This is a genomic window from Mycolicibacterium peregrinum (assembly GCF_001665625.1).
GTDB lineage: Bacteria > Actinomycetota > Actinomycetes > Mycobacteriales > Mycobacteriaceae > Mycobacterium > Mycobacterium peregrinum_B.
The window spans coordinates 1-22,497 of record NZ_LZSY01000094.1 but is presented as its reverse complement, the minus strand read 5'-3'; the positions used below and the strand labels follow the sequence as shown (position 1 = coordinate 22,497).

Below are 22,497 nucleotides of genomic sequence, written 5' to 3'. Positions count from 1 at the left end.
CGAGAATTCACCGCACGTTGCCTGGATCCGCTGGTCGGGTCTGACAAGTTCGACTTCGTACAGGATCTCGGCGAACAGATGCCGATGCGCGTCATCGGCATGCTGCTGGGCATCCCCGAGGACCGGCAACGCGCCATCACCGACCACGGCGAGGAGACCCTGCAGGGACAGACGGTCGATGCCCTGGCCACCGGTGAGGTGTTCGCCGAGTTCATCGACTGGCGCACCGAGCACCCGTCCGACGACATCATGACCGATCTGCTCAATGCCGAATTCACCGACGAGACCGGCACCGTGCGCACGCTGCGTCGCGACGAGCTACTGCTATACCTGACGGTCATCGCGACAGCCGGCTCCGAGACCACCACGCGCCTGATCGGCTGGGCCGGAAAGACCCTGGCCGACGTCCCGGACCAACGCCGTGAGCTGGTGGAGAATCCTGAGCTCATCCCCCAGGCGATCGAGGAGATCCTGCGCTGGGAGCCGCCGGCACTGCAGATCGCCCGCTACGTCACCCGCGATGTCGAGTACTACGGGCAGACTGTTCCGGCAGGCTCGGCGATGCTCATGCTGGTCGGCGCGGCCAACCGCGACCACCGGCGGTTCGCCCCCGACGGCGACGTCTTCGACATCCACCGGGAACAGAAGTCTCACATGACCTTCGGCGCAGGCACGCACTTCTGCATGGGCAACGCGCTGGCCCGCCTCGAGGGGCGCATCGCGTTGGAAGAGATCCTCAAACGCTTCCCCGAGTGGAACGTCGACTGGGCCAACGCCAAACCGTCGAAGACCGCCGCGGTACGGGGCTGGTCCGCGATGCCCACCTTCGTCTAGCTCCGCCGTCGAGCGTGCACTCAGATCGCGAAATCGAGTGAATTCGCGATCTGTATGCACGCTCGGGACAGGCGAGTTATCCACAACGCACGGTTGATCCCCACATCGCAAAAACGTTGAGCTGATGCCGCCCTGAGTACGTCAAAGTGATGACATGGACACCCCGTTCCTCGGCAGCGAGGCCGTCGCGGCTGGGCTGGTGGCCAAGCATCAGCTGCGCAATCATCGCGGGCCGTTCGTCACGTTGTTCCCCGACGTCTACACACGCCGTTCAGCGGAAATGACGATCCGCCACCGTGCCAAAGCCGCATGGTTGTGGTCGCATCGTGGCGGAGTGCTTGCGGGTGTCACCGCATCGGCGCTACACGGTGCGCAATACGTCGAGGACACGCTCCCGATCGAGTTGGTCTGGCCGAACCGCAGGCCTCCGCGAGGGATCACCACCCTCAAAACCGGATCGCTTGCCTCCGACGAGGTCACGGAGCACCGGGGACTTCCACTCACCACTGTCGAGCGGACGGCATTTGACCTCGGTCGGCGTGGACATCTGGATGACGCGGTCGCCCGACTCGATGCACTGGGAAATGCCACGGGATTTCGTGTCGATGACGTACTTCGGGTAGCAGTAGGCCATCGAGGTGCCCGAGGCATTCGCCAATTGTTGGCCGCACTCGATCTTTACGACCCAGGCTCGGAGTCGCCGAAAGAAACGTGGTTGAAGCTGTTGGTGATTCGCGCCGGATACCCGCGTCCGACGACTCAGATACCCGTGACGAGCATCGATGGCTGCCGGCGCTACCGGCTGGATATGGGATGGGAAGAACGCATGCTCGCGGTTGAGTATGACGGCGACCACCACCGCAAAGACCCGCAGCAGTTCGCCCACGACATCATCCGCTCGGAAGATCTCGATGAGCTCGGTTGGACGAAATTCAGAGTCGCCAAGCGGCATACACCGGTAGAAGTGCTAGAGCGATTGTCGAAGGCCTGCGGCGACGGTGCACTCAGATCGCGAAATCGCGTGAATTCGCGATCTGTATGCACGCTCGGCGAGAGATCAGCTAGCCGGAATCAGATCCGCGGGCACCGAGCGGCTGAGCATCGTGCCGCAGCGGAACGCCTCGGTGTTTCCGACCACCTTGGCTTCGGGATCGTTGACCGCGGCTAGCGCCTGGGCTTTGAAAGCGCGTGCGGCGGCGGACAGTTCGTGACGTACCGGGTCGACGCTCAGATCCGCCGGACACTCGTCACCCCACAGCGTCACCTCGGTGTGGCCCTGCTCCAGCGCACCCAGGACGCCGCGTCGCACGCGCTCGTCGGTGTTGAACAGGTTGGCGGCCACTGCGACGGTCTGCGGATGCGGACGGTCCTCCCAAGACTCCAGGACAGACTCCAGGGCGATGGTCTCGACCCCGAGGATCGCCAGCGGTCGGACATCCTCGTCGGCGCCGATCAGCACCGTGACGTCCCACCCGGCCATCACCCGATCGACGAGCCAGCCGCCGGCGAACCGGACCGCGTCGACCACACAGGGGGCGACCACATCAAGCCGATACCGCATGTCGTCCTCCAATCTCACTGGACGGTCGCCCCGTTGCGGCCGTCCGGCTGCTCGATCTCCCGCCCCAGCATGTCGGCGTAGCTCTTGAACACGTCCGTCAACGGGAGCGAGGGATCGAGTAGCCATGAGGTCTCCATTCCATTGATGAATGCCAGGATCTCCACGGCCTTGGTGGCCGCGTCGAAGTCGGAGCGGTAGCGGCCACTGCGCTGGCCGCGGGTGATGATGTCGGTGACGATGTCGCGCGCAGCTTGCTGCCGTTTCAGCAAACGATCGTGCAGCGGCGCATCGGGTTGGATGTTCTCCACCAACAGAACCGTGAAAGTGCCGACCAGTTCAGGCGCCCGGACAAACCGCTCGGCCACCCGCTTGATCTCCTGAGCGAGATCGCCGGAGCGGTCGGCGTGGGTGTCGTCGTCATGATCGCGGGCATCGAGCACTGCGTTGAGCAGTTGCTCCTTGGACTCGAAGTGGTGCAAAAGACCAGCCGGGGTGACGCCGACCTCCCGGGCGATCTGAGCCAGGGAGGTGTTGCGCCAACCATTGCGGGCAAGCAGCTTCTCAGCCACAGAAAGTATCCGCTGCCTGCGGTCTTCCCCTTTGGCCAGGAGCGTCTCATAGGGCCGTGCACCCTGAGAGGACACCTCTGCCCCTGCAACTGAGGTCACCGGACTCCTTCGTCGAACCAACCTAGTGAACACACAGTAGGTTGGTTTGAGCGTTGTGACAAGCGTCTCAGCGAAAGAAGTTTCCGAGGGCCGTCACAGCCGCCGGATATGCCCGGTCAGAGCCCCAGCGACTTGGCGATGATCACCTTCATGACCTCGCTGGTCCCGGCGTAGATGCGAGCCACCCGGGCATCCGTGTAGAGCCGGGCGATGGGGTACTCCATCATGTAGCCGTACCCGCCGAAGAGCTGCAGGCAACGATCGATCACCCGCGCCTGCATCTCCGTGCAGAACAGTTTCACCCGGGCCGCGTCGGCGCCGGACAGTTCGCCGTCGACATGCAGGGCCACCGCCCGGTCGAGCATCGCCTGAGCCGCTTCGACCTCGGTCGAACAGGCTGCCAACTCGAACTTGGTGTTCTGGAACGAGGCCACGGGCTGGCCGAACGCCTTGCGGTCCTTGGTGTAGCCGATCGCAGCCGCGATCGCCGAGCGCGCCTGAGCCACCGAACCCACCGCCACCGTGAGCCGCTCCTGGGCCAGGTTGTGGCCGAGGTAGCTGAAGGCCTCGCCCTCCTCCCCCAGCACGTTGGCCACGGGCACCCGGACGTCGGTGAACGACAGCTCCGCGGTGTCCTGCACCTTGCAGCCCATCTTCTCCAGCTCGCGGCCCCGCTCGAAGCCCGCCATGCCGTCCTCGACGACCAGCAGTGTCAGCCCCTTGCGCCGGTTCTCCGGGTCGGTCGACGTCCGCGCCACGACGACCACCAGATCGGCCTGGATGCCGCCGGTGATGAACGTCTTGGCACCGTTGAGCACGTACTCGTCACCATCCCGGACCGCGGTGGTGCGCATTCCGGCCAGATCCGAACCCGTTCCCGGCTCGGTCATCGCGACAGCGGTCAGCAGCGTGCCCGCGGCCAGCCCGGGGAACCACCGCTGCCGTTGCTCCTCATTCGCGTAGTGCAGGAAGTACGGCAGGATCACCTCGAGCTGAGTGCGCACCGTCGACAACGTCACCAACGCGCGGGCCGCCTCCTCCTGCAGCACCACGTTGTAGCGGTAGTCGCCGATGCCGGCGCCGCCGTACTCCTCGGGGATCGCCATCCCGAGCATGCCGAGCTCACCCATCTGCTTGAAGACGTCACGGGGCATCCGCCCGCCCTTCTCCCACTCGGGATAGGCGGGGACGACTTCCTTCTCGATGAAATCCCTTGCGAGCGCGCGGAACGCCTCGTGGTCCTCGGTGAATAGATTTCGCTGCATGCGTTGTCCTCTTGTCAGTCGATGAGCTCGACCAGCGTGGCGTTGGCAGTACCGCCGCCCTCACACATGGTCTGCAGTCCGTAACGAATTCCGTTGTCGCGCATGTGGTTGATCATCCGAGTCATCAGCACGGCACCCGACGCGCCGAGCGGATGTCCGAGCGCGATGGCACCGCCGAGCGGGTTCAGCTTGGCCTCGTCGGCGCCGGTCTCGGCCAGCCAGGCCAGGGGCACCGGGGCGAACGCCTCGTTCACCTCGAACACGCCGACCTCGTCCAGACGCACACCGGCCTTGTGCAGCACCTTCTCGGTTGCCGGGATGGGCCCGGTCAACATCAACACCGGGTCCGCGCCCGTCACCACGCCGGCCCGGTACCGCGCGATGGGCGTGAGGCCCATTGTCAGAGCAGCTTCGGCCGTCATCACCAGCAGGGCCGCCGCACCGTCGGAGATCTGTGAGGAGTTGCCCGCATGGATCACCCCGTCCTCGGTGAAGGCGGGCTTGAGACCGGCGAGCTTCTCCACCGTGGTGCCACGGCGGACCCCTTCGTCGGCGACTACCGGGTCGAGTTGATCGGCCGGGTCGGGAAACACCGTGATCATCTGGTTCTCGAAGGCGCCGCGGTCCTGCGCCGCCGCCGCCCGCTCGTGCGAGGCGACGGAGTATTCGTCGAGCTGGGTCCGGCCGAAACCCCACTTCTGCGAGATCATCTCCGCCGAGATGCCCTGGTTGAACGAAAAATCTTGGTACCGCTCAAAGACTTTCGGCCCGTAAGGCTGGCCGGTGGCCCGGGCCGCCCCCAGCGGCACCTTGCTCATCACCTCGACCCCGCCTGCGACGACGACGTCCTGCTGGCCCGACATCACCGCCTGGACCGCGAAATCCAGCGCCTGCTGGCTGGATCCACAGGCGCGGTTGACCGTGGTGCCCGGAATGTGTTCGGGCCAGCCGGCGGCCAGCACCGAGTATCGGCCGATGTTGCTGGATTGGTCACCGACCTGGGAGACGCAGCCCCAGACCACGTCGTCGATGATCTCGGGGCTGATACCCGCCCGCTCCACCAGTGCATTGAGCACCAGCGCCGACAGGTCTGCGGCATGGAATCCCGACAGGCCCCCGTTGCGCTTGCCGACCGGGGTACGGACGGCCTCGACGATGACGGTTTCGCGCATTGGATTCTCCGTTCTTGTTGACTAGGACTGCGGGTAGGCGGGGCCGATGGCGCCCTGCTCGCGCAGCACGGCGATCTGCTCGGCGCTCAGGCCGATCCCGCTCAGGATGGCATCGGTGTGTTCGCCGAGCCCCGGCACTGCGCCCATCCCCAGTTGCATCCCGCTGATGACCGGCGGCGGCAACAGCGCCGCGATCTCCCCGTTGGGGGTTCCGACCTGACGCCAGCGGTCACGGGCTTTCAGATGCGGGTGGTCGATGACCTCGCTGGGCAGGTTGTACCGCGAATTGCCGATCCCGGCGTCATCTGCGGTCCGCTGAATGTCGTCGAGATCGTGCTGGGCACACCAGGATTCGATCGCCTTGTTGAGCTCGTCGCGATGCGCACAGCGATCGGAGTTGGTGGCGAAGCGCGGATCGTCGGCGAGATCGGGCCGCTCGATGATCTCGCGGGCCAACCGCTGCCACTCCCGGTCGTTGGTCGTCCCCAGCACCACGGTCTGGCCGTCGCGGGTATCGAATGCGCCGTAAGGCGCCACCGCCGGCGAACTCATCCCCAGCGGAACCTGGTCGATTCCGGAGTGCTGGGTGTAGGCCAGCTGGTACCCCATGATGTCGGTCATGGTGTCGAACAGGCTGACCGCCACGGCCGGCGCGGCACCGGTGTCGCCCGAGCGGGCCCGGCCGACCAGCAGCGCCATGATGGACAACGCCGAATACAGCCCGGTGGTGATATCGGCAACCGCCGCACCGGGTTTGGCCGGCATGCCGGCGTAGCCGGTGGACGCGCACGAACCGGATTCGGCCTGCACCAACAGGTCGTAGGCCCGCTTGTGCGACAGCGGTCCTCCGGGTCCGTAACCGTCGATCTCCACCGGGATCACCTGGGGATGACGCACCTTGAGATCCTCGGGCCCCAGCCCCAACCGCGCGGTGGCGCCGGGAGCGAGATTGGACACGAAGGCGTCGGCGCCGTCGAGCAACCGGTGCAGGACCTCCATGCCCCCGGGTGACTTCAGATCGAGGGTGACCGATTCCTTGCCCCGGTTGGCCCAGACGAAATGGGCCGCCTGACCGAGCACGACATCGTCGTAGTCGCGGGCGAAGTCGCCACCCTTGGGGTTCTCGATCTTGATCACCCTGGCGCCGAAGTCAGCGAGCACCCGGGTGCACATCGGCGCGGAGACCGCCTGCTCCATCGCGATGACGGTGATACCGGCCAGCGGCAAAGAGGATTCCGCCGCTGTGCTTGATGGTTCGCTCGTAAACTCGCTCACAGGCTCACATAACCATGCCGCCATCGACCGGCAGCACCTGCCCGGTGATGTACGACGCAGCGTCAGAGGCCAGGAAGACGAACGCGCCCGCGACCTCGTCGGCATCGGCCCACCGCTTGAGCGGGATGCGGTTCATCATGTTGGCTGCGAACTTCTCATTGGTGCGGATGGTTTCCGTCATCGGCGTGGCGGCCAGCGGCGCCAAGGCGTTGACCATGATGTTCTTGGTGGCCAGCTCACGGGCCAGCGACTTGGTGAACCCGATCAGTCCCGCCTTCGCCGCCGAGTAGTTCACCTGGCCCAGAGTGCCGGTGAGCCCGGCTGCCGAGGTGACGTTGATGACGCGACCGGTCCCGTCGGTGGGGATGTGTGGCAGCGCAGCCTGGGTGACGTGGAAGGTGCCCATGACATGAATGTCAAAGGTGACCCGGAACGTCTCGTCGGTCAGCTTGGGGAACATCGCCGGCGATGTGACGCCTGCGTTGTTGACCACGATGTGCAGGTTTCCTTCGCCGAGGGCGGCGGCCTGCGCGGCGGCGGCCTCGGCGGCGGCGCGGTCGCTGACGTCCAGCGCGGCGCTGTCAGCCTTGCCGCCCGCGGTATTGATCCGCTCGGCTACCTTCGCAGCCGCCTCACCGCTGATGTCGGTGACGAGCACGGCGGCGCCGGCAGCGGCCAGCGCCTCGGAAACCGCGGCACCGATCCCGGCACCGGCACCGGTCACCAGTGCCGAACGTCCGGTCAGGTCGAAATAGGTCCTCATTGAACTTCGATATCTCCTCAGTAGCTCTTGGGCAGGCCGAGAACGTTCGCGGCGAGGAAGTTCAGGATCATCTCCTGGCTCACCGGTGCGATCTTCATCAGTCGGGACTCCCGGAAGAACCGGGAGATGTTGTATTCCTCGGAATAACCCATCCCGCCATGGGTCTGCAGCGCACGGTCGGCGGCGCCAAATCCCGCGTCGGCGCACAGGTATTTGGCCATGTTGGCCTCCCGACCGCACGGCTTACCGTTGTCGTAGAGCCAAGTGGCCTTGCGCAGGATCAGCTCGGCGGCGTCGAGGCGGGCCAGCGAGTCGGCGAGCGGGAACTGGATGCCTTGATTCATGCCGATCGGCCGGTCGAACACCACCCGCTCGTTCGCGTACTTGACGGCACGGTCCAGGGCCACGCGACCGATGCCGAGGGCTTCGGCGGCGATCAGCATCCGCTCCGGGTTGAGCCCGTGCAAGATGTACTTGAACCCCTTGCCTTCCTCGCCGATGAGGTGCTCGGCAGGCACCCGGAGATCGTCGATGAACAACTCGTTGGAGCTCACCGCATTCCGGCCCATCTTGTTGATGGGCCGGATCTCGACGTGATCGCGGTCGAGGTCGGTCAGGAACAAAGACAACCCGTCGGTCGGCTTCCCGCCACGCTTCTCCACGTCCTCGCGGGATTCGGTGCGGGTCAGCAGCAGGATCTTCTCTGACTCGAGCGCTTTGGAGATCCACACCTTACGGCCGTTCACCACATAGCTGTCGCCATCCTTCTTGGCGAACGTGGTGATACGTGAAGTGTCCAGGCCCGCACCGGGTTCGGTGACGCCGAAGCACACATGCAGATCGCCGTTGACGATGCGGGGCAACGTCGCCTTCTTCATCTCCTCGGAGCCGAACACCACTACCGGCTGCATCCCGAAGATCGACATGTGAATCGCGCTGGCGGCGTTCATGGCTCCGCCGGACCGGGCCACCTCCTCGGCCAGGATGGTGGCCTCGGTGATGCCGAGGCCGTGCCCGCCGTACTCCTCGGGGATGGTCATCCCCAGCCAGCCCCCGCCGGCGATGGCGTCGTAGAACTCCTGCGGGAACTCGTGGGCCTGGTCCTTGGTCATCCAATAGTGATCGTCGAACTTGCCCGCCAGCTCCGCAACGGATTTGCGGATCAGCTGCTGGTCCTCGGTCAGCTCGAAGTTCATACCGCCCGACACTGTGTGCTCTCCTATTTTTCTCGGCCGATCGTCTCGGCGTTCAGTCTCGCGCGCCGGCAACGGCTTTGGCGTTGGCCTGGAAGTCGGCGAATGTGGCGCCGGTCTTCTCCTTGTGGCTCAACGCGCGAATGGATACGTCATGACCCTCGGCGGCCTTTCGTAACGCCCCGACGGTGGCCTGCTCCTTGGGAATGTGGGCGAATGGATCGAAGTGATACAGCCGCATGGCGTTCTCATGGGTGATCTTGTTGATCTCGTCGTCGGGAACCTCGTAGGTGTCGAACACCGCGCTCAGCTCCTCGGGCGCGCCCGGCCACATCGAGTCACTGTGCGGGTAGTCCATCTCCCAGCAGATGTTGTCCACGCCGATCTCGTGGCGGTTCTTCACCCCGACCGGGTCGGAGATGAAACAGGTCATGAAGTGCTCCCGGAACACCTCCGACGGCAGCTTGTCACCGAAGTCCTGGTGCGTCCACGTGGAGTGCATATCGTAGGTGCGGTCCACCCGGTCCAGGAAGTACGGAATCCAGCCGGTGCCACCCTCGGACAGCGCGATCTTGAGTCCCGGATAGGCCTTGATCGGCGCCGACCACAACAGGTCGGCCGCGGCCTGCACGATGTTCATCGGCTGCAGGGTGATCATGACGTCCATCGGGGCATCCGGGGCGGTGATCGCCAGCTTGCCCGATGATCCGATGTGCACGTTCATCACGGTGTCGGTGTCGACCAGGGCCTCCCACAACGGCTTCCAGTACTCCAGGTCGTGGAAGGACGGGTAGCCCAGCGTCGAAGGGTTCTCGGTGAAGGTCAGCGAGTGCACGCCCTTCTTCGACACCCGACGAACCTCGTCGGCGCACAACTGCGGATTCCAGATCGCCGGGATGGCCATCGGGATGAACCGACCCGGATTCGACCCGCACCATTCGTCGATGTGCCAGTCGTTGTAGGCCTGCACCAACGCCAACGAGAACTCGTCGTCGTCGGTGGCGAACAACCGGGCGGCGAAACCAGGGAACGACGGGAAGTTCATGGTGGCCAGCACACCGCCGGCGTTCATGTCCTTGACCCGTTCGTCGGGGTCATAGCAGCCCTTGCGGATCTCATCGAGCCCCTGGGGCTCCAACCCGTACTCCTCCTTGGGCCGGCCTGCCACGGCGTTGAGCGCCACGTTCGGGATCACCGTGTCACGGAACTGCCAGGTGTCGCTGCCGTCGGGGTTGTGCACCAGGCGTGGCGCCTCGTCGCGGTATTTCTCCGGCAGATGGTTCTTGAACATGTTCGGCGGTTCGATGATGTGGTCGTCGACGCTGATCAAGATCATGTCGTCTTTGTGCACTGCCTCGCTCCGTTCCATGGCCGTCACATTGGTTCTCTATGGGAGAAAACTAGCTTCTCGTCTAGAGAGAATCAATGTCTGATGCCGCTGACGAGCAGATTTAGCCAGGTCACCATGCAATCTCGCGCCTTCTTGTTGACCATCGGCGCAAAAGATGGAAACCTCTTAGTCGGAAATGAGAACCTGATTCTCGCAACCGAGAGTCAGTGATGGGTCATCGAGAGGAGAACCGCCCCGTGCGCTTGGCCCCCTTGCCCGCCGAGGAGTGGGACGACGACGTGCGACGAGCACTGTCCGTCATGCTTCCGGAGGAGCGGCTCAACCCCGAGGGAGCGGGCACCGCGCTGTCGACGCTGGCTCGCCACCCCTCCCTGACCAAGGCGTTCCTGCGGTTCAGTAATCATCTGCTGTTCCGCTCGACACTGGATGCGCAGATGCGTGAGCTCGCCATCCTGCGGATCGCCCATCGCAAGAAGTGCGAATACGAGTGGACGCATCACGCTTTCATCGGCAAATCCGAGGGACTCACCGATGAGCGGATCGCGAGCAGCACGACTGGTGACGGTGCCACTCCCCTCGACCAGTTGGTGCTCGACTCCGTCGATGAACTCGACGGACAGGCGGAGATCTCGGACAGCACCTGGGCCGCCCTGAGCGAGCACCTCGACGAGCGCCAGCGCATGGACCTGGTCTTCACGATCGGCGGCTATGGCCTGATGGCCATGGCCTACAACACCTTTGGAATTGCGCCGGAATCCGGCCACTAACTCAAGAAGAAAGTAGGTAGATGATGGCGTTCTTCCCGAAGCCGGCTGCAGGCAGCTGGACCGAGAACTGGCCCGAACTGGGCACCGCCCCGGTCAACTACGAGGATTCGATCGACCCGGAGCACTGGAAACTGGAGCAGCAGGCCATCTTCCGCAAGACCTGGCTGCAGATGGGCCGCGTGGAGCTGATCCCCAAGAAAGGCAGCTACATCACCCGTGAGCTGCCGTCGGTCGGCCCGGGCACGTCGATCGTCATCGTCAACGACGGTGACGAGATCCGCGCTTTCTACAATTTGTGCCGCCACCGCGGCAACAAGCTGGTGTGGAACGACTACCCCGGCGAGGAGGTGTCCGGCAGCTGCCGCCAGTTCGTCTGCAAGTACCACGCCTGGCGCTACAACCTCAAGGGCGACCTGACCTTCATCCAGCAGGAGCAGGAGTTCTTCGACGTCGACAAAGCCGACTACCCGCTCAAGCCGGTGCGCTGCGAGGTCTGGGAAGGCTTCATCTTCGTCAACTTCGACGACGACGCAGTCTCGCTGGAGGAATACCTGGGCGAGTTCGGCGAGGGCCTCAAGGGTTATCCCTTCCACGAGATGACCGAGCACTACAGCTACCGCTCGGAGGTCAAGGCCAACTGGAAGCTGTTCATCGACGCGTTCGTCGAGTTCTACCACGCGCCGATCCTGCACATGAAGCAGGCAGAGAAGGAGGAAGCCGAGAAGCTGGCCAAGTTCGGCTTCGAGGCGCTGCACTACGACATCAAGGGCGATCACTCGATGATCTCGTCCTGGGGCGGCATGAGCCCGCCGAAGGACCTCAAGATGGTCAAGCCCATCGAGCGCATCCTGCACAGTGGCCTGTTCGGACCATGGGATCGTCCCGACATCAAGGGCATCCTGCCCGACGAGCTGCCACCGGCGATCAATCCCGGCCGGCACTCGACGTGGGGCCAGGACTCTTTCGAGTTCTTCCCGAACTTCACCCTGCTCTTCTGGGCGCCGGGCTGGTATCTGACCTACAACTACTGGCCCACCGGTGTAGACAGCCACATCTTTGAGGCCGACCTGTACTTCGTGCCGCCGAAGAACCTGCGCGAGCGGCTGTCCCAGGAACTGGCCGCGGTGACGTTCAAGGAGTACGCGTTCCAGGACGCCAACACGCTGGAAGCCACCCAGACGCAGATCGGCACCCGCGCCGTGCTCGACTTCCCGCTGTGCGACCAGGAAATTCTGCTGCGCCACCTGCACCACACCGCCCACAAGTACGTGGACCGGTACCAAGAGGCCAAGGCCAACGGAAATGGTTCGACCAATGGCAAGCACGCCGGTGCCGACAAGAAGGATGAAGTCAATGTCTAAGCTGCCCGAGGAATTCGCCGATCTGGAGCGATTCAGCGATTGGTGCTTGCCCACCGAGGAAGAGCGCTATCAGAAGCGCCTGAGCTCGACGATGGACGAGATGCAGGAGCTCTACGACGCCGGCATGGCGCGGCTCGAGGACATCATGGTCTACGTCGATGCCCGCTTCCCGCTGGCAAGCATGCCCGATGACGCCAAAGCCCTTGTGCACCTGGGTCAGTCGATTGTCCAGGTCAGCTTCCCGGTCGAGGTCTGGAAGCAACCGCGGGTGCTCGACAGCGGTGCTGCCTATATCAATCTCATCAAGGAGCCGGTGGTTTAGTCGTGCTGACCCTCAAAGCTGCGGGTCTTGTCGACGTCGATGCCGGGACGATCATTCGTCCCGGCATTGTCCGTGTCGACGGGGACCGGATAATCGGTGTAGGTGGCGAAATCCCAGAGGGCTCAGAGGTCATCGATCTCGGTGACTCGATTCTGCTGCCCGGGCTGATGGACATGGAGGTCAACCTGCTCATGGGTGGCCGGGGTGAGAACCCGGGCCTGTCCCAGGTGCAGGACGATCCCCCGACCCGCGTGCTACGCGCGGTGGGCAACGCCCGCCGCACCCTGCGCGCCGGGTTCACCACGGTGCGCAACCTCGGATTGTTCGTCAAGACCGGTGGATACCTGCTCGACGTCGCACTGGGCAAGGCCATCGACGCCGGCTGGATCGACGGACCCCGCATCATTCCCGCCGGTCACGCCATCACCCCCACCGGCGGGCACCTGGACCCGACGATGTTCGCGGCGTTCATGCCGGGCGTCCTGGAACTGACCATCGAGGAGGGCATCGCCAACGGGGTCGACGAGATCCGCAAGGCGGTGCGCTACCAGATCAAGCACGGCGCCCAGCTGATCAAGGTGTGCTGCTCGGGCGGTGTCATGTCGCTGACCGGAGAGGCCGGGGCGCAACACTATTCCGACGAGGAGCTGCGCGTCATCGTCGACGAGGCGCACCGACGCGGACTGCGGGTCGCGGCCCACACCCACGGCGCCGAGGCCGTCAAGCACGCCGTCGACTGCGGCATCGACTGCATCGAGCACGGATTCCTGATGGACGACGAGGCCATCCAGAAGCTCGTCGACAACGATCGGTTCCTGGTCACCACTCGCCGCCTGGCCCAGGCCATGGATGTCTCGAAGGCACCGAAGGTGCTGCAGGACAAGGCAGCCGAGATGTTCCCGAAGGCCGAGACCTCCATCAAGGCGGCCTACGAGGCCGGGGTGAAGATCGCCGTCGGTACCGACGCACCGGCGATCCCGCACGGCCGCAACGCCGACGAACTCGTCACGCTGGTGGAGTGGGGCATGCCGCCGGCCGCGGTGCTGCGCGCCGCCACGGTGGTGGCCGCCGATTTGATCAACGTCACCGACCGGGGCCGGCTGGCCGAGGGACTGCTCGCCGACATCATCGCGGTGCCGGGCAATCCGCTCGAGGATATCTCCGTTACACAACGTGTGGATTTTGTAATGAAAGGCGGTAAGGTCTTCCGCAATGAGCACATCAACTGATTCCCCGACGCGGACCGAGGATCTCATCGAGATCCAGCAGGTGCTCGCCAAGTACGCGGTGACCATCACCCAGGGCGACATCGACGGTCTCATCAGTGTTTTCACGCCCGACGGCACCTACAGCGCATTCGGCGAGACCTACACGCTGAATCGCTTCCCGGTCCTGGTGGACGCCGCCCCCAAGGGCCTGTTCATGACCGGAACAGCCCTGATCGACCTGGTCGAAGGGGCGGATACGGCGTCCGGCACGCAGCCGCTGTGCTTCATCGAGCACTCCAAGCACGACATGCGTATCGGGTACTACCGCGACACCTACGTGCGGACCAGTGAGGGCTGGCGGCTGAAGACCCGTGCGATGACCTTCATCCGACGCAGTGGTGATCACGACCATGGCAGGCCCCATGCGATCGGCAGGCCGGAAGCCGGATGAGCGAGCGTAGCGAGGCAACCGCATGAGCGACCTGTTCGATCCCGCCACCTTCCGTACAGCGCTGCAGGATTGGCTCGCCGAGAATGACCTGACGCCGCCGGACGACCATTCGCTCGAAGGTCACATGCGCCAGTTCGCCCGCGTGCAGAAGGCCCTCTACGACGGCGGCTGGAGCCGCTACGGCTGGCCCGAACACGCGGGTGGGTTGGGCGGACCAGCGATGCTGCGTGCGATCGTCGGCGAGGAGGTCGTGGGTCGCCGACTGGCCGAACCCGGCCCGTATTCGATGCTCGAAGTGCTGGCGCCGACGATGATCGACTATGCACCCAAAGAGCTGGCCGCCGAGATGGTGCCGAAACTGCTGTCCGGCGAAGAGCAATGGTGCCAAGGGTTTTCCGAACCGGGTTCGGGCAGCGACCTGGCCTCGCTCACCACCCGTGCAGTCCAGCGCGGCGACAAGTGGATCGTGAACGGCCAGAAGGTCTGGACCAGCTTCGCGCAGTACTCGCACCGGTGCATCCTGCTGACCCGCACCGGCGACGCGGACACGCCGAATCACCAGGCGATCACGGCGTTCTTCGTCGACACCGACGCCCCCGGCATCACGGTGCGGCCGTTGCACACCATGCATGACGTGGACGAGTTCTGCGAGGTGTACTTCGACGACGTCGAGGTCGACGCGAGCCGGATGCTCGGCAATCCGGGCGACGGGTGGCAACTGGCGATGGACCTGCTGCCGTACGAACGCTCGACCTGCTTCTGGCAGCGCATCGCCTACCTGTACTCACGGTTCGATGCGTTGGTGGAAGCGGTGAAACGGCAAGGGCAGGTCGTGGATCCGGACCTCGGTGAGGTCTATCTGGCCCTGCACACGTTGCGCTGCCGCTCGGCGGCAACTCAACACCGGCTGGCCGAGGGGCACAAGCTCGGGCCGGACACCTCGATCGACAAGGTGCTGCTGGCCGGCGCCGAACAGCTGCTCTACGACACCGCCCGCAATCTGCTGCCCGGGGTGATCGAACTCGAAGACTCCGAATGGCGCACCGAGTACCTGTACTCGCGGGCGTCGACCATCTATGGCGGCACCGCCGAAGTGCAGCGCAACATCATCGCGCGCCGACTGCTGGACCTCGGGAAGGAGTGAGGCGTGACGGACTTGGATACCGAATCACTGGGCCTGCTCGAAGACACCCTGCGCAAGACCATGCTTTCGGCCTCGGGCGCCGAACTCGATGCCGCGCTGGCCGAACTCGGCTGGGCCGAGATGCTCTCCGACATGCCGGAGACCGCCCTGCCACTGGTGTTCCGGCTGCTGGGCGAAACAGGTTCGCACGCGTCGATTCTCAACGATGTGCTGCTCGAGACCATCGGCGGCCTGCCCGGCGGCACCCCGCCGATGCCGTATGCCGGTGGCACCTGGGTGGTCTGGGAAAGAACTGACAGCAGCAATCCGGCATTGGGTGGGCTGCCGCTGCGCCAGGTGCCCGACGGCCAGCTGCTCCGGGTTTCGGAGGCCCGCCGTGCGCTGGGCTGGTGGCTGGTCGGCTCGGCCCGGGCGATGCTCGCGTTGGCCCGTCAACACGCACTGGACCGGGTCCAGTTCGGCAAGCCGATCTCGTCCTTCCAGGCCGTGCGGCACCGATTGGCCGAGACGCTGGTGGCCATCGAGGGTGCCGAGGCGACGCTGAGCCTGCCCGGTGCGGACAATGTCGACCTGAACTCGCTGCTGGCCAAAGCCGCCGCGGGTAAGGCCGCGCTGACCGCGGCCAAGCACTGCCAGCAGGTGCTCGGCGGTATCGGGTTCACCGAGGAGCACGAGCTGCACAATCACGTGAAGCGCGTCCTGGTGCTCGACGGGTTGCTGGGCAGCTCAAGAGAACTCACCCGCAAGGCCGGCGCCGGACTGCGCGCTCGCGGCACGGTGCCCCGCCTGGCTCAGCTCTAGTTTCCCCGCCGAGCAGACGCGGAGGTACCCCGGGAAGCAGATCTGCGGGTACCGACGTGTCTGCTCGCGCTATGGGGTGACGGGCTCGGCGAAGACCGTGGCCGTCGAGCGGCCGCGCAGTACCGTCGAGCCGCGCACGGCCCAGTGCCCGCCCTCGTCGGCATCGGCATGGGCCAGAGCGCTTCCCGAACACAACACCGTCGACTCGCGGTCTTTGGCGTGGTCGGCCAGGCGCGCCGCTTCGTTGACGGCATCACCGATCACGGTGTACTCGTAGCGGTTCTCGGCGCCGATGTTTCGCGCGAACACCGAGCCGCACGAGATGCCCACGCCGAACTCCACATCCGGCAGCTGGTGCAGTCGGGGCACCAGTGCTCGCGCGGTGGCCAGTGCCGACGTTGCCGGGTTGTCCAGCCGTAGCGGCGCACCGAAGACGGCGAGCACGGCGTCACCCTCGAACTTGTTGATCAGGCCTTGATGACGTTCGACGGTGTCCACCACGATCTTGAAGAACCCGTTGAGGAGTTGCGCCACTTCCTGAGGCGGGCGTGAGGCGGCGAGGGCTGTCGATCCGACCAGATCGACGTAGAGAACGGCGGCCTCGCGAACATCGCCGGTGACCGTCCCACCCTGCTGCAGCGCATGGCGGGCGACGTCGACGCCGACGTACCGACCGAACAGATCGCGCAACCGGTTCCGCTCGGCCAGGCCGGCCAGCATCCGATTGAATCCGTACTGGAGCCGGCCGATCTCCGACGATTCGTACACCTTCACCGAGACACCGGACCAGCCGCGCTCGACCGCTTTCATCGCGAGTACGACTTCTCCCACCGGGTCGGATACCGACCGCGCCACCAGGACCATGGACCGCAGCCCGAAGACCAGCGAGATGACGGCCACCACCAGCACTGCCGCCTCGACGGGCGCCGTCTTCTGCACGAACCAGCCGTTCGAGCGGGCCAGCACGATCAATGCGATACCGGCCAGGGGCAGCCCGCTGAACAGGGTCCAGATGGTGATCAGCCGGGCCAGCACACCGGGCATGCGCACCATCGTCGACGAGGATGCGGTCAGCGACGCGGCCACGATCGGCCGCAACATGCGTTGCGTCACCAGGAATCCCATGCAGGCGGCCGCGACACCACCGAAGAGGATCGCCCCGCCCATCACGTAGGCGACACCTCCACCGGCACCGAGGTTCAGCAGCGTGTACACGAGCGCGCTCACCGCCCAGGTGACGAACTGGATGATGGTCTGCCGCGGTGCGATACGCATCGCCGCGCGTTGCTGCTGTGCCGTCGGATTCTCCCCCGCGGCAAACCATTTGAACGTCGGGTGGACATTGACCCAACCAACGACGGTATCGACGATCGCGGCCGCGACCATCAGCGCGATCAGCGCAACGAGATTCGCCTGGGTCAGCAGCTCGCGCGCATCACCGACGGTGTTACGGCTGAGCGCCAGTACCACCAGCGTCACCGCAGCCGCCGCCGTGGTCTGCGCGTAGATCTGCCTGGCCGCGTAACTCACGCTGAGCCGGATCGCCCCCATCTTCAGAGGCCCAGGCCTACTTGATGTTCTGCTTCATTCCGTCGATATCCATCAGTACCGGCCATCCGCTGACGCTAAGCGCATTGCCGTGCCCGGTCTGGTGAATGTCGAACACCGATTGGATCGCGGCGTAGAAGCCCTGCACGTCGAGGGTCTGATTGACCGCGCGTTTGGCCTGGCGGAGCGCGAAGGCGGGCATCTGCGCGATCTGCGCCGCCAGCTCGGCCGTCTGGGCGTCGAGCTCGGCACGAGGGACAACCCGGTTGACCATGCCGGTGCGCTCAGCTTCCTCCGCGGTCAACGCCCGACCCGTGAACAGGATCTCCTTGGCCTTTCGGGCGCCGAGTTCCCAGGTGTGACCGTGGTACTCGACACCACCGATGCCCATCAGTGCCACCGGATCGGAGAACAGCGCATCGTCGGCGGCCAGGATCAGATCGCACGGCCAGCAGAGCAGCAGACCGCCGGAGATGCAGCGTCCCTGCACCGCCGCGATCGACGGTTTGGGCACATTCCGCCACCGCAGCGTGTACTCCAGATAGCGTCGCGACTCGTGCTCGATGAGAAATTCCAGGGTGATCTTGTCCGGCACCGGCCCGCCGCCACGCAGGTCATGGCCGGCCGAGAAGTGCTTCCCGTTGGCCCGCAGCACGATAACCTTCACCTCACGGTCATCGGCGGCCCTGGTCCACGCGGCATCGAGTTCGTCGAGGAGTTCGGGGTTCTGCGCGTTGGCGGCTTCCGGCCGGTTCAGTGTGATCGTGGCGATCGAATCGGCGACGTCATAGTCGATGTACACGTGGTTCCTTCTGCTCACCGCTGCCGCCCGACAGCCGTCTTTGCGATGCGGCAGCTACCGGCGAACAGTGCACCGGCGGCGCCGAATTTTGATGCGAAACCCTTCTTCTCAAAGGACTTCTATAATTCCCTTCATGAGAATACTATTCTCACAGTACGAAAGTTACAATCTCCGACACATTGGCCGCGAGGGGGTCTGGCACCACAATGGCAAGGCGTTCTCCGGTACAGTCAGTTCATGTTCTCCCCACTCGACAAGCGTCGGAGCAGCCAGTGACCACCGCTGGCGAAGAACCCGCGTGGAAGCAACGAGCTGTCGAGCGGTCGATCAAAACGGCCAAGTTGCGCGCCGCCCAGCGCGTTCAACGGTTCCTCGACGCCGCCCAGGCGATCATCATCGAAAAGGGCAGCACCGACTTCACGGTCCAAGAGGTCGTGGACCGCTCTCGTCAATCGTTGCGCAGCTTCTACCTGCAGTTCGACGGTAAACACGAGCTCCTACTCGCATTGTTCGAAGACGCGCTGAGCCGCTCGGCCGACCAGATCCGGGCCGCCACCTCGACCCAGGGCGAACCGATCGAACGCCTGAAGGTCGCGATTCAGCTGCTTTTCGAATCGTCGCGCCCCGATCCGGCCGCCAAGCGCCCACTGTTCACCGACTTCGCCCCGCGTTTGCTGGTGTCGCACCCGTCGGAGGTCAAGGTCGCCCACGCACCGCTGCTGGCCCTGCTCACCGAGCTCATGGAGGAAGCGTCCGAGGCCGGTCAGCTCCGCGCGGGGATCAACCCGCGTCGGATGGCGGCGATGACGATGCAGACCGTGATGTTCGTCGCGCAATCCAGCGGAGGCGCCGACGAGGCATCGATCCATCCGATCAGCGCCGACGAGGTCTGGGACTTCGTGGCCAATGGATTCGCCGCCAGCTAGTTGAGAATTTCGTTCTCCTAAGAAAAGAATTCTCCTTACACTCAAGCGCGTGCCCGATCTCCGGACTCACGGCTACCGCGTCGCGCAATGGGCGACCGGCACCATCGGAACCCACGCATTGCGCTCGATCATCGAGCATCCACACCTGGAGTTGACCGCTGTTCATGTCTTCGGCGCCGACAAGGTCGGCACCGACGCGGGCGAACTGTGCGGCCTGGACCCCGCCGGCATCTCTGCCACCGACGACGTCGAGGCCATTGTCGACGCGGGCATCAACGTGGTCAGCACGGGCGGCCAGTTCCACCATCCGCCCTCGGTCGACCCGGGGCTACACAGTGCCGTCCCGGAGGCTTGTGCGCGCGGGAACGCCACGCTGTATGCCACCGGCAGCAGCCCAGCTTCATCACCGAGGCGATTCCGCTCACGCTGACGTCGGTGCACTCCGAGGGTCAGTCGGCGCTCGCGGCCGAGGACACCGCCATCCGGGCCGGACATCTCGCCGCCGGAACCGTGGCCGCACAACGAATCACCGTGTCGGGCTTCCGCTCGGGGCGACAGCTCCTGCGATTCCAGGCGGCCTGATACTGCGGTACGAACCTCACCGAGGACTGGGACCTGCGGCCCACCGGTTGGCGCCTGACCGTGGACGGCGATGCACCGATGCACCACTGGACATCGATGTCCGGATGCCGATTCCGCTCAATCGGATGGCAGCAGTTCCCCGGGATACACCGCGAACCGAGCGGTCAACGCGGTGCCATTCGTGTGCGCCGCCGAGCCCGGCATCCGGTCCACCCTGGACCTGCCGCAGACCGTGGCCACCATGACCGACTGAGAATTGCGTTCTTCTAAGCAGAGAGTACAAATTGCCCGAAACGTATCTGTCGTTGACACGGTGGGTAGCCCGGTGACAGAGTTGCTGAGCAGGTGCACAGTATTTCACCGCTACGTGGCAGAAGAACACAGAACTGGGGTAATCAATGACTGGACGGGTGGAAGGCAAGGTCGCGTTCGTCACCGGCGCGGCCCGCGGCCAGGGACGTAGTCACGCGGTACGGCTGGCGCAAGAGGGCGCCGACATCATCGCGATCGACATCTGTGGACCGATCCGGCCCGGCGTGGAGACCGCCATCCCGGCCTCTACCTCCGATGACCTGGCCGAGACCGCGAATCTCATCAAGGGGCTCAACCGCCGCGTCGTCACGGCCGAGGTTGACGTTCGCGACGCCGATGCGATCAAGGCCGCGGTGGACAGCGGCGTCGAGCAGCTGGGCCGTCTCGACATCATCGTGGCCAACGCCGGCATCGGCAACGGCGGCGATGTCCTGCACGAGACCAGCCAGCTGGACTGGGACGAGATGATCGACATCAACCTTTCGGGTGTCTGGAAGTCGGTCAAAGCCGCTGTGCCGCACCTGATCGAAGGGGGCCGCGGCGGATCGATCGTCCTGACCAGCTCGGTCGGCGGACTCAAGGCCTACCCGCACTGCGGTAACTATGTCGCCGCCAAGCACGGCGTCGTGGGGTTGATGCGCGGCTTTGCCGTGGAGTTGGGTCAGCACAACATCCGTTGCAACACCGTGCATCCCACACATGTGGCGACCCCGATGCTCCACAACGACGGCACGTTCAAGATGTTCCGGCCCGACCTGGAGAACCCGGGCCCCGACGACATGGCGCCGATCTGCCAGCTGTTCCACACCCTGCCCATCCCGTGGGTCGAGGCCGTGGACATCAGCAACGCCGTGCTGTTCCTGGCCTCCGACGAGGCCCGTTACATCACCGGTGTGACGCTGCCGGTCGATGCGGGAAGCTGCCTCAAGTAGGTCCGGATCCCTAGCCCGGACCGAGTGTTGCGGCACCGGTCTGCGGGTGGCGGTACCAGCCACCCGCAGCCCGCGTGCCACCGTCCACGTGAAGCGTCTGCCCGGTGACATACCCGGACAGACCCGAGGCCAGATAGACCGCCGCCCCGGCGATTTCGTCGACATGACCGGCCCGGCCCAGTGGGATGGCATCAGCGATTCCCTCCGGTGGCCCGCCCGGCGACAGTGCCATGAGCCCCTCGGTGAGGGTGAGGTCGGGGGCGATCGCGTTGACCCGGATGTTGTGCTGCGACAGCTCGAACGACGCGGTCTGGGTGTAGTTGATGACGCCCGCCTTCGCCGCCGCGTACGCGGCATAACCGGGAGCCGCACGTACTCCCTCGATCGACGTGAGATTGATGATGCTGCCCGGCAATTCATCGGCGGCCAATCGGCGCGCCACCCGCTGTGTGCACAAGAGGACGTGGCGCAGATTGCTCCGGTACAGCGCGTCCCAACCGTTCTCGCTCGTTTCCAGCAGCGACGAGGCGAACACTCCACCGGCGTTGTTGACCAGGATCTGGACCGGCCCCAGTTCGGCGGTCGTTCGGGCCAAGGCGGCATCCACCTGCTCGCTGTCGCGCACATCGGTGACGATGCCCAGTGCCCCGACGGTTTCAGCGGACTCTGCACAGCTCTGCTCGTTGCGCTCCCAGATGGCCACCGAGGCACCGAACGCCGCCAACCCAGCAGCGATACCCCGGCCGATGCCGGCGCCCCCGCCGGTGACCACAGCCACCTGTCCCGTGAGCAGAATGTCAGAAGGATTGATAGCCATAGTGATTGAGGCTAGCGCTGGGGCGGGCGGTGAGGCTAGATGCAACGTTGGGTGACCGGCGACGGAACCGGCCTTGAATTCCCCGCTGATCCGGACACACTCCGTGACGCCGGACCGGTGTTCCTGACCGCGGCCCTGCACGCCTTCGGCGCTCTCCCGCAGGAAAACCGGATCAGCGCGATCACCCGGTTCGAGGATTGCACCGGAGGCAGCACCGGACGCAAAGCCCTATTGGACGTTCGGTACGCGGATCCGGCCGACGGCCTGCCTACCGAGCTGTTCGTGAAGTTCTCCCGCGACTTCGACAACCCCCGCCGCGATCGCGGTAAGTCGCAGATGGAGCTCGAGGTGGCTTTCGGGGCGTTGTCGGCCGACACCAAGCTGCCCGTCACCGTGCCGGTGTGCCTCTTCGCCGACTACCATGGGGCGTCGTGTACCGGGA

At 65.0% G+C, this 22,497-nt stretch carries 24 protein-coding genes and 1 pseudogene; 13 read left to right on the top strand and 12 right to left on the bottom strand.

Annotation, left to right across the window (positions count from 1 at the left end; all coding sequences use genetic code 11):
* A partial coding sequence (locus tag A5779_RS13555; protein ID WP_064882664.1) for a cytochrome P450 occupies positions 1–834 on the top strand: 834 nt, incomplete at its 5' end.
* A 361-nt stretch (positions 835–1,195) separates the two neighbouring features.
* On the opposite strand, the gene A5779_RS34885 is transcribed toward A5779_RS13555, so the two are convergent.
* From A5779_RS34885 to A5779_RS13510, 9 genes are all read right to left on the bottom strand, one after another.
* The gene (locus tag A5779_RS34885) at positions 1,196–1,720 is read right to left on the bottom strand and encodes a hypothetical protein (protein WP_165609781.1); all 525 of its coding nucleotides are present in this window, start codon (positions 1,718–1,720) and stop codon (positions 1,196–1,198) included.
* 171 nt (positions 1,721–1,891) lie between these two features.
* Positions 1,892–2,395, bottom strand: a complete 504-nt coding sequence (locus tag A5779_RS13545) for a hypothetical protein (RefSeq protein WP_055120461.1) — start codon at positions 2,393–2,395, stop codon at positions 1,892–1,894.
* Positions 2,396–2,409: 14 nt separating this feature from the next.
* The gene (locus A5779_RS13540) at positions 2,410–3,063 is read right to left on the bottom strand and encodes a TetR/AcrR family transcriptional regulator (protein WP_064882659.1); all 654 of its coding nucleotides are present in this window, start codon (positions 3,061–3,063) and stop codon (positions 2,410–2,412) included.
* Between the two features lie 116 nt (positions 3,064–3,179).
* Positions 3,180–4,328: an acyl-CoA dehydrogenase family protein gene (locus A5779_RS13535; RefSeq protein WP_055115964.1), complete on the bottom strand. Its 1,149-nt coding sequence runs from the start codon at positions 4,326–4,328 to the stop codon at positions 3,180–3,182.
* A 14-nt stretch (positions 4,329–4,342) separates the two neighbouring features.
* Entirely contained in the window at positions 4,343–5,500 is a 1,158-nt protein-coding gene (locus tag A5779_RS13530; RefSeq protein ID WP_064882654.1) for a thiolase family protein, read from the bottom strand.
* A gap of 21 nt (positions 5,501–5,521) precedes the next feature.
* Positions 5,522–6,775, bottom strand: coding sequence for a CaiB/BaiF CoA transferase family protein (locus A5779_RS13525; RefSeq protein WP_269085845.1), 1,254 nt, complete (start codon positions 6,773–6,775; stop codon positions 5,522–5,524).
* Positions 6,776–6,779: 4 nt separating this feature from the next.
* The gene (locus A5779_RS13520) at positions 6,780–7,538 is read right to left on the bottom strand and encodes an SDR family oxidoreductase (protein WP_064882653.1); all 759 of its coding nucleotides are present in this window, start codon (positions 7,536–7,538) and stop codon (positions 6,780–6,782) included.
* A 17-nt stretch (positions 7,539–7,555) separates the two neighbouring features.
* A complete protein-coding gene (locus tag A5779_RS13515) occupies positions 7,556–8,734 on the bottom strand; it encodes an acyl-CoA dehydrogenase family protein (protein ID WP_064882652.1) in 1,179 nt (392 codons plus the stop codon).
* Between the two features lie 52 nt (positions 8,735–8,786).
* The gene (locus A5779_RS13510) at positions 8,787–10,082 is read right to left on the bottom strand and encodes an amidohydrolase family protein (RefSeq protein ID WP_064882670.1); all 1,296 of its coding nucleotides are present in this window, start codon (positions 10,080–10,082) and stop codon (positions 8,787–8,789) included.
* 236 nt (positions 10,083–10,318) lie between these two features.
* Here A5779_RS13510 and A5779_RS13505 point away from each other — a divergent pair, with 236 nt between their 5' ends.
* The 7 genes from A5779_RS13505 to A5779_RS13475 are packed head-to-tail and all read left to right on the top strand — an operon-like array spanning position 10,319 to position 16,136.
* Positions 10,319–10,849 (top strand): carboxymuconolactone decarboxylase family protein, encoded by a 531-nt coding sequence (locus A5779_RS13505; RefSeq protein WP_064882650.1) that lies wholly within the window; start codon positions 10,319–10,321, stop codon positions 10,847–10,849.
* A gap of 23 nt (positions 10,850–10,872) precedes the next feature.
* Positions 10,873–12,210, top strand: coding sequence for an aromatic ring-hydroxylating oxygenase subunit alpha (locus tag A5779_RS13500; protein ID WP_064882668.1), 1,338 nt, complete (start codon positions 10,873–10,875; stop codon positions 12,208–12,210).
* Positions 12,203–12,532 (top strand): hypothetical protein, encoded by a 330-nt coding sequence (locus A5779_RS13495; RefSeq protein WP_064882648.1) that lies wholly within the window; start codon positions 12,203–12,205, stop codon positions 12,530–12,532. The genes A5779_RS13500 and A5779_RS13495 overlap by 8 nt, the downstream gene beginning before the upstream one ends.
* A gap of 2 nt (positions 12,533–12,534) precedes the next feature.
* Entirely contained in the window at positions 12,535–13,761 is a 1,227-nt protein-coding gene (locus A5779_RS13490) for a metal-dependent hydrolase family protein (protein WP_064882645.1), read from the top strand.
* Positions 13,745–14,191, top strand: coding sequence for a nuclear transport factor 2 family protein (locus A5779_RS13485; RefSeq protein ID WP_064882644.1), 447 nt, complete (start codon positions 13,745–13,747; stop codon positions 14,189–14,191). Before A5779_RS13490 ends, A5779_RS13485 begins: the two co-directional genes overlap by 17 nt.
* 22 nt (positions 14,192–14,213) lie before the next feature.
* Positions 14,214–15,335 carry an acyl-CoA dehydrogenase family protein gene (locus A5779_RS13480; protein ID WP_064882642.1) on the top strand — a complete coding sequence of 374 codons (1,122 nt, stop codon included), beginning with the start codon at positions 14,214–14,216 and terminating at the stop codon, positions 15,333–15,335.
* A gap of 60 nt (positions 15,336–15,395) precedes the next feature.
* A complete protein-coding gene (locus A5779_RS13475) occupies positions 15,396–16,136 on the top strand; it encodes an acyl-CoA dehydrogenase family protein (RefSeq protein ID WP_236734763.1) in 741 nt (246 codons plus the stop codon).
* Positions 16,137–16,205: 69 nt separating this feature from the next.
* Here the strand turns inward: A5779_RS13475 and A5779_RS13470 are convergent, their stop codons facing one another.
* The gene (locus tag A5779_RS13470) at positions 16,206–17,687 is read right to left on the bottom strand and encodes an adenylate/guanylate cyclase domain-containing protein (protein WP_064882639.1); all 1,482 of its coding nucleotides are present in this window, start codon (positions 17,685–17,687) and stop codon (positions 16,206–16,208) included.
* Positions 17,688–17,703: 16 nt separating this feature from the next.
* Complete coding sequence (locus tag A5779_RS13465; protein WP_064882637.1) at positions 17,704–18,486, bottom strand: enoyl-CoA hydratase; 783 nt, start codon at positions 18,484–18,486, stop codon at positions 17,704–17,706.
* Positions 18,487–18,692: 206 nt separating this feature from the next.
* On the opposite strand from A5779_RS13465, the gene A5779_RS13460 reads away from it, so the two are divergent.
* The 4 genes from A5779_RS13460 (at position 18,693) to A5779_RS13450 (ending at position 21,238) form a co-directional block, all read left to right on the top strand.
* Entirely contained in the window at positions 18,693–19,412 is a 720-nt protein-coding gene (locus A5779_RS13460) for a TetR/AcrR family transcriptional regulator (protein WP_082941676.1), read from the top strand.
* Positions 19,413–19,461: 49 nt separating this feature from the next.
* Complete coding sequence (locus A5779_RS34505) at positions 19,462–19,842, top strand: hypothetical protein (protein WP_236734762.1); 381 nt, start codon at positions 19,462–19,464, stop codon at positions 19,840–19,842.
* Positions 19,843–19,847: 5 nt separating this feature from the next.
* Entirely contained in the window at positions 19,848–19,994 is a 147-nt protein-coding gene (locus tag A5779_RS34500) for a hypothetical protein (RefSeq protein WP_236734761.1), read from the top strand.
* A gap of 398 nt (positions 19,995–20,392) precedes the next feature.
* Complete coding sequence (locus A5779_RS13450; protein ID WP_064882632.1) at positions 20,393–21,238, top strand: mycofactocin-coupled SDR family oxidoreductase; 846 nt, start codon at positions 20,393–20,395, stop codon at positions 21,236–21,238.
* A 10-nt stretch (positions 21,239–21,248) separates the two neighbouring features.
* Here the strand turns inward: A5779_RS13450 and A5779_RS13445 are convergent, their stop codons facing one another.
* Positions 21,249–22,055 (bottom strand): SDR family NAD(P)-dependent oxidoreductase, encoded by an 807-nt coding sequence (locus tag A5779_RS13445; protein WP_064882630.1) that lies wholly within the window; start codon positions 22,053–22,055, stop codon positions 21,249–21,251.
* Between the two features lie 39 nt (positions 22,056–22,094).
* Here A5779_RS13445 and A5779_RS13440 point away from each other — a divergent pair.
* Positions 22,095–22,497 (top strand): annotated as a pseudogene (locus tag A5779_RS13440) (hypothetical protein); the annotation flags it as partial.

What these genes read in the sequence shown, in the direction of transcription:
- A5779_RS13545 (WP_055120461.1), bottom strand. Translation starts at nt 2,395, where the DNA reads ATGCGGTATCGGCTTGATGTGGTCGCCCCCTGTGTGGTCGACGCGGTC.
- A5779_RS13530 (WP_064882654.1), bottom strand. Translation starts at nt 5,500, where the DNA reads ATGCGCGAAACCGTCATCGTCGAGGCCGTCCGTACCCCGGTCGGCAAG.
- A5779_RS13520 (WP_064882653.1), bottom strand. Translation starts at nt 7,538, where the DNA reads ATGAGGACCTATTTCGACCTGACCGGACGTTCGGCACTGGTGACCGGT.
- A5779_RS13515 (WP_064882652.1), bottom strand. Translation starts at nt 8,734, where the DNA reads ATGAACTTCGAGCTGACCGAGGACCAGCAGCTGATCCGCAAATCCGTT.
- A5779_RS13470 (WP_064882639.1), bottom strand. Translation starts at nt 17,687, where the DNA reads ATGGGGGCGATCCGGCTCAGCGTGAGTTACGCGGCCAGGCAGATCTAC.
- A5779_RS13445 (WP_064882630.1), bottom strand. Translation starts at nt 22,055, where the DNA reads ATGGCTATCAATCCTTCTGACATTCTGCTCACGGGACAGGTGGCTGTG.
- A5779_RS13500 (WP_064882668.1), top strand. Translation starts at nt 10,873, where the DNA reads ATGGCGTTCTTCCCGAAGCCGGCTGCAGGCAGCTGGACCGAGAACTGG.
- A5779_RS13480 (WP_064882642.1), top strand. Translation starts at nt 14,214, where the DNA reads ATGAGCGACCTGTTCGATCCCGCCACCTTCCGTACAGCGCTGCAGGAT.
- A5779_RS13475 (WP_236734763.1), top strand. Translation starts at nt 15,396, where the DNA reads ATGCTTTCGGCCTCGGGCGCCGAACTCGATGCCGCGCTGGCCGAACTC.
- A5779_RS13485 (WP_064882644.1), top strand. Translation starts at nt 13,745, where the DNA reads ATGAGCACATCAACTGATTCCCCGACGCGGACCGAGGATCTCATCGAG.
- A5779_RS13450 (WP_064882632.1), top strand. Translation starts at nt 20,393, where the DNA reads ATGACTGGACGGGTGGAAGGCAAGGTCGCGTTCGTCACCGGCGCGGCC.
- A5779_RS13495 (WP_064882648.1), top strand. Translation starts at nt 12,203, where the DNA reads ATGTCTAAGCTGCCCGAGGAATTCGCCGATCTGGAGCGATTCAGCGAT.
- A5779_RS13535 (WP_055115964.1), bottom strand. Translation starts at nt 4,328, where the DNA reads ATGCAGCGAAATCTATTCACCGAGGACCACGAGGCGTTCCGCGCGCTC.
- A5779_RS13460 (WP_082941676.1), top strand. Translation starts at nt 18,693, where the DNA reads ATGGCAAGGCGTTCTCCGGTACAGTCAGTTCATGTTCTCCCCACTCGA.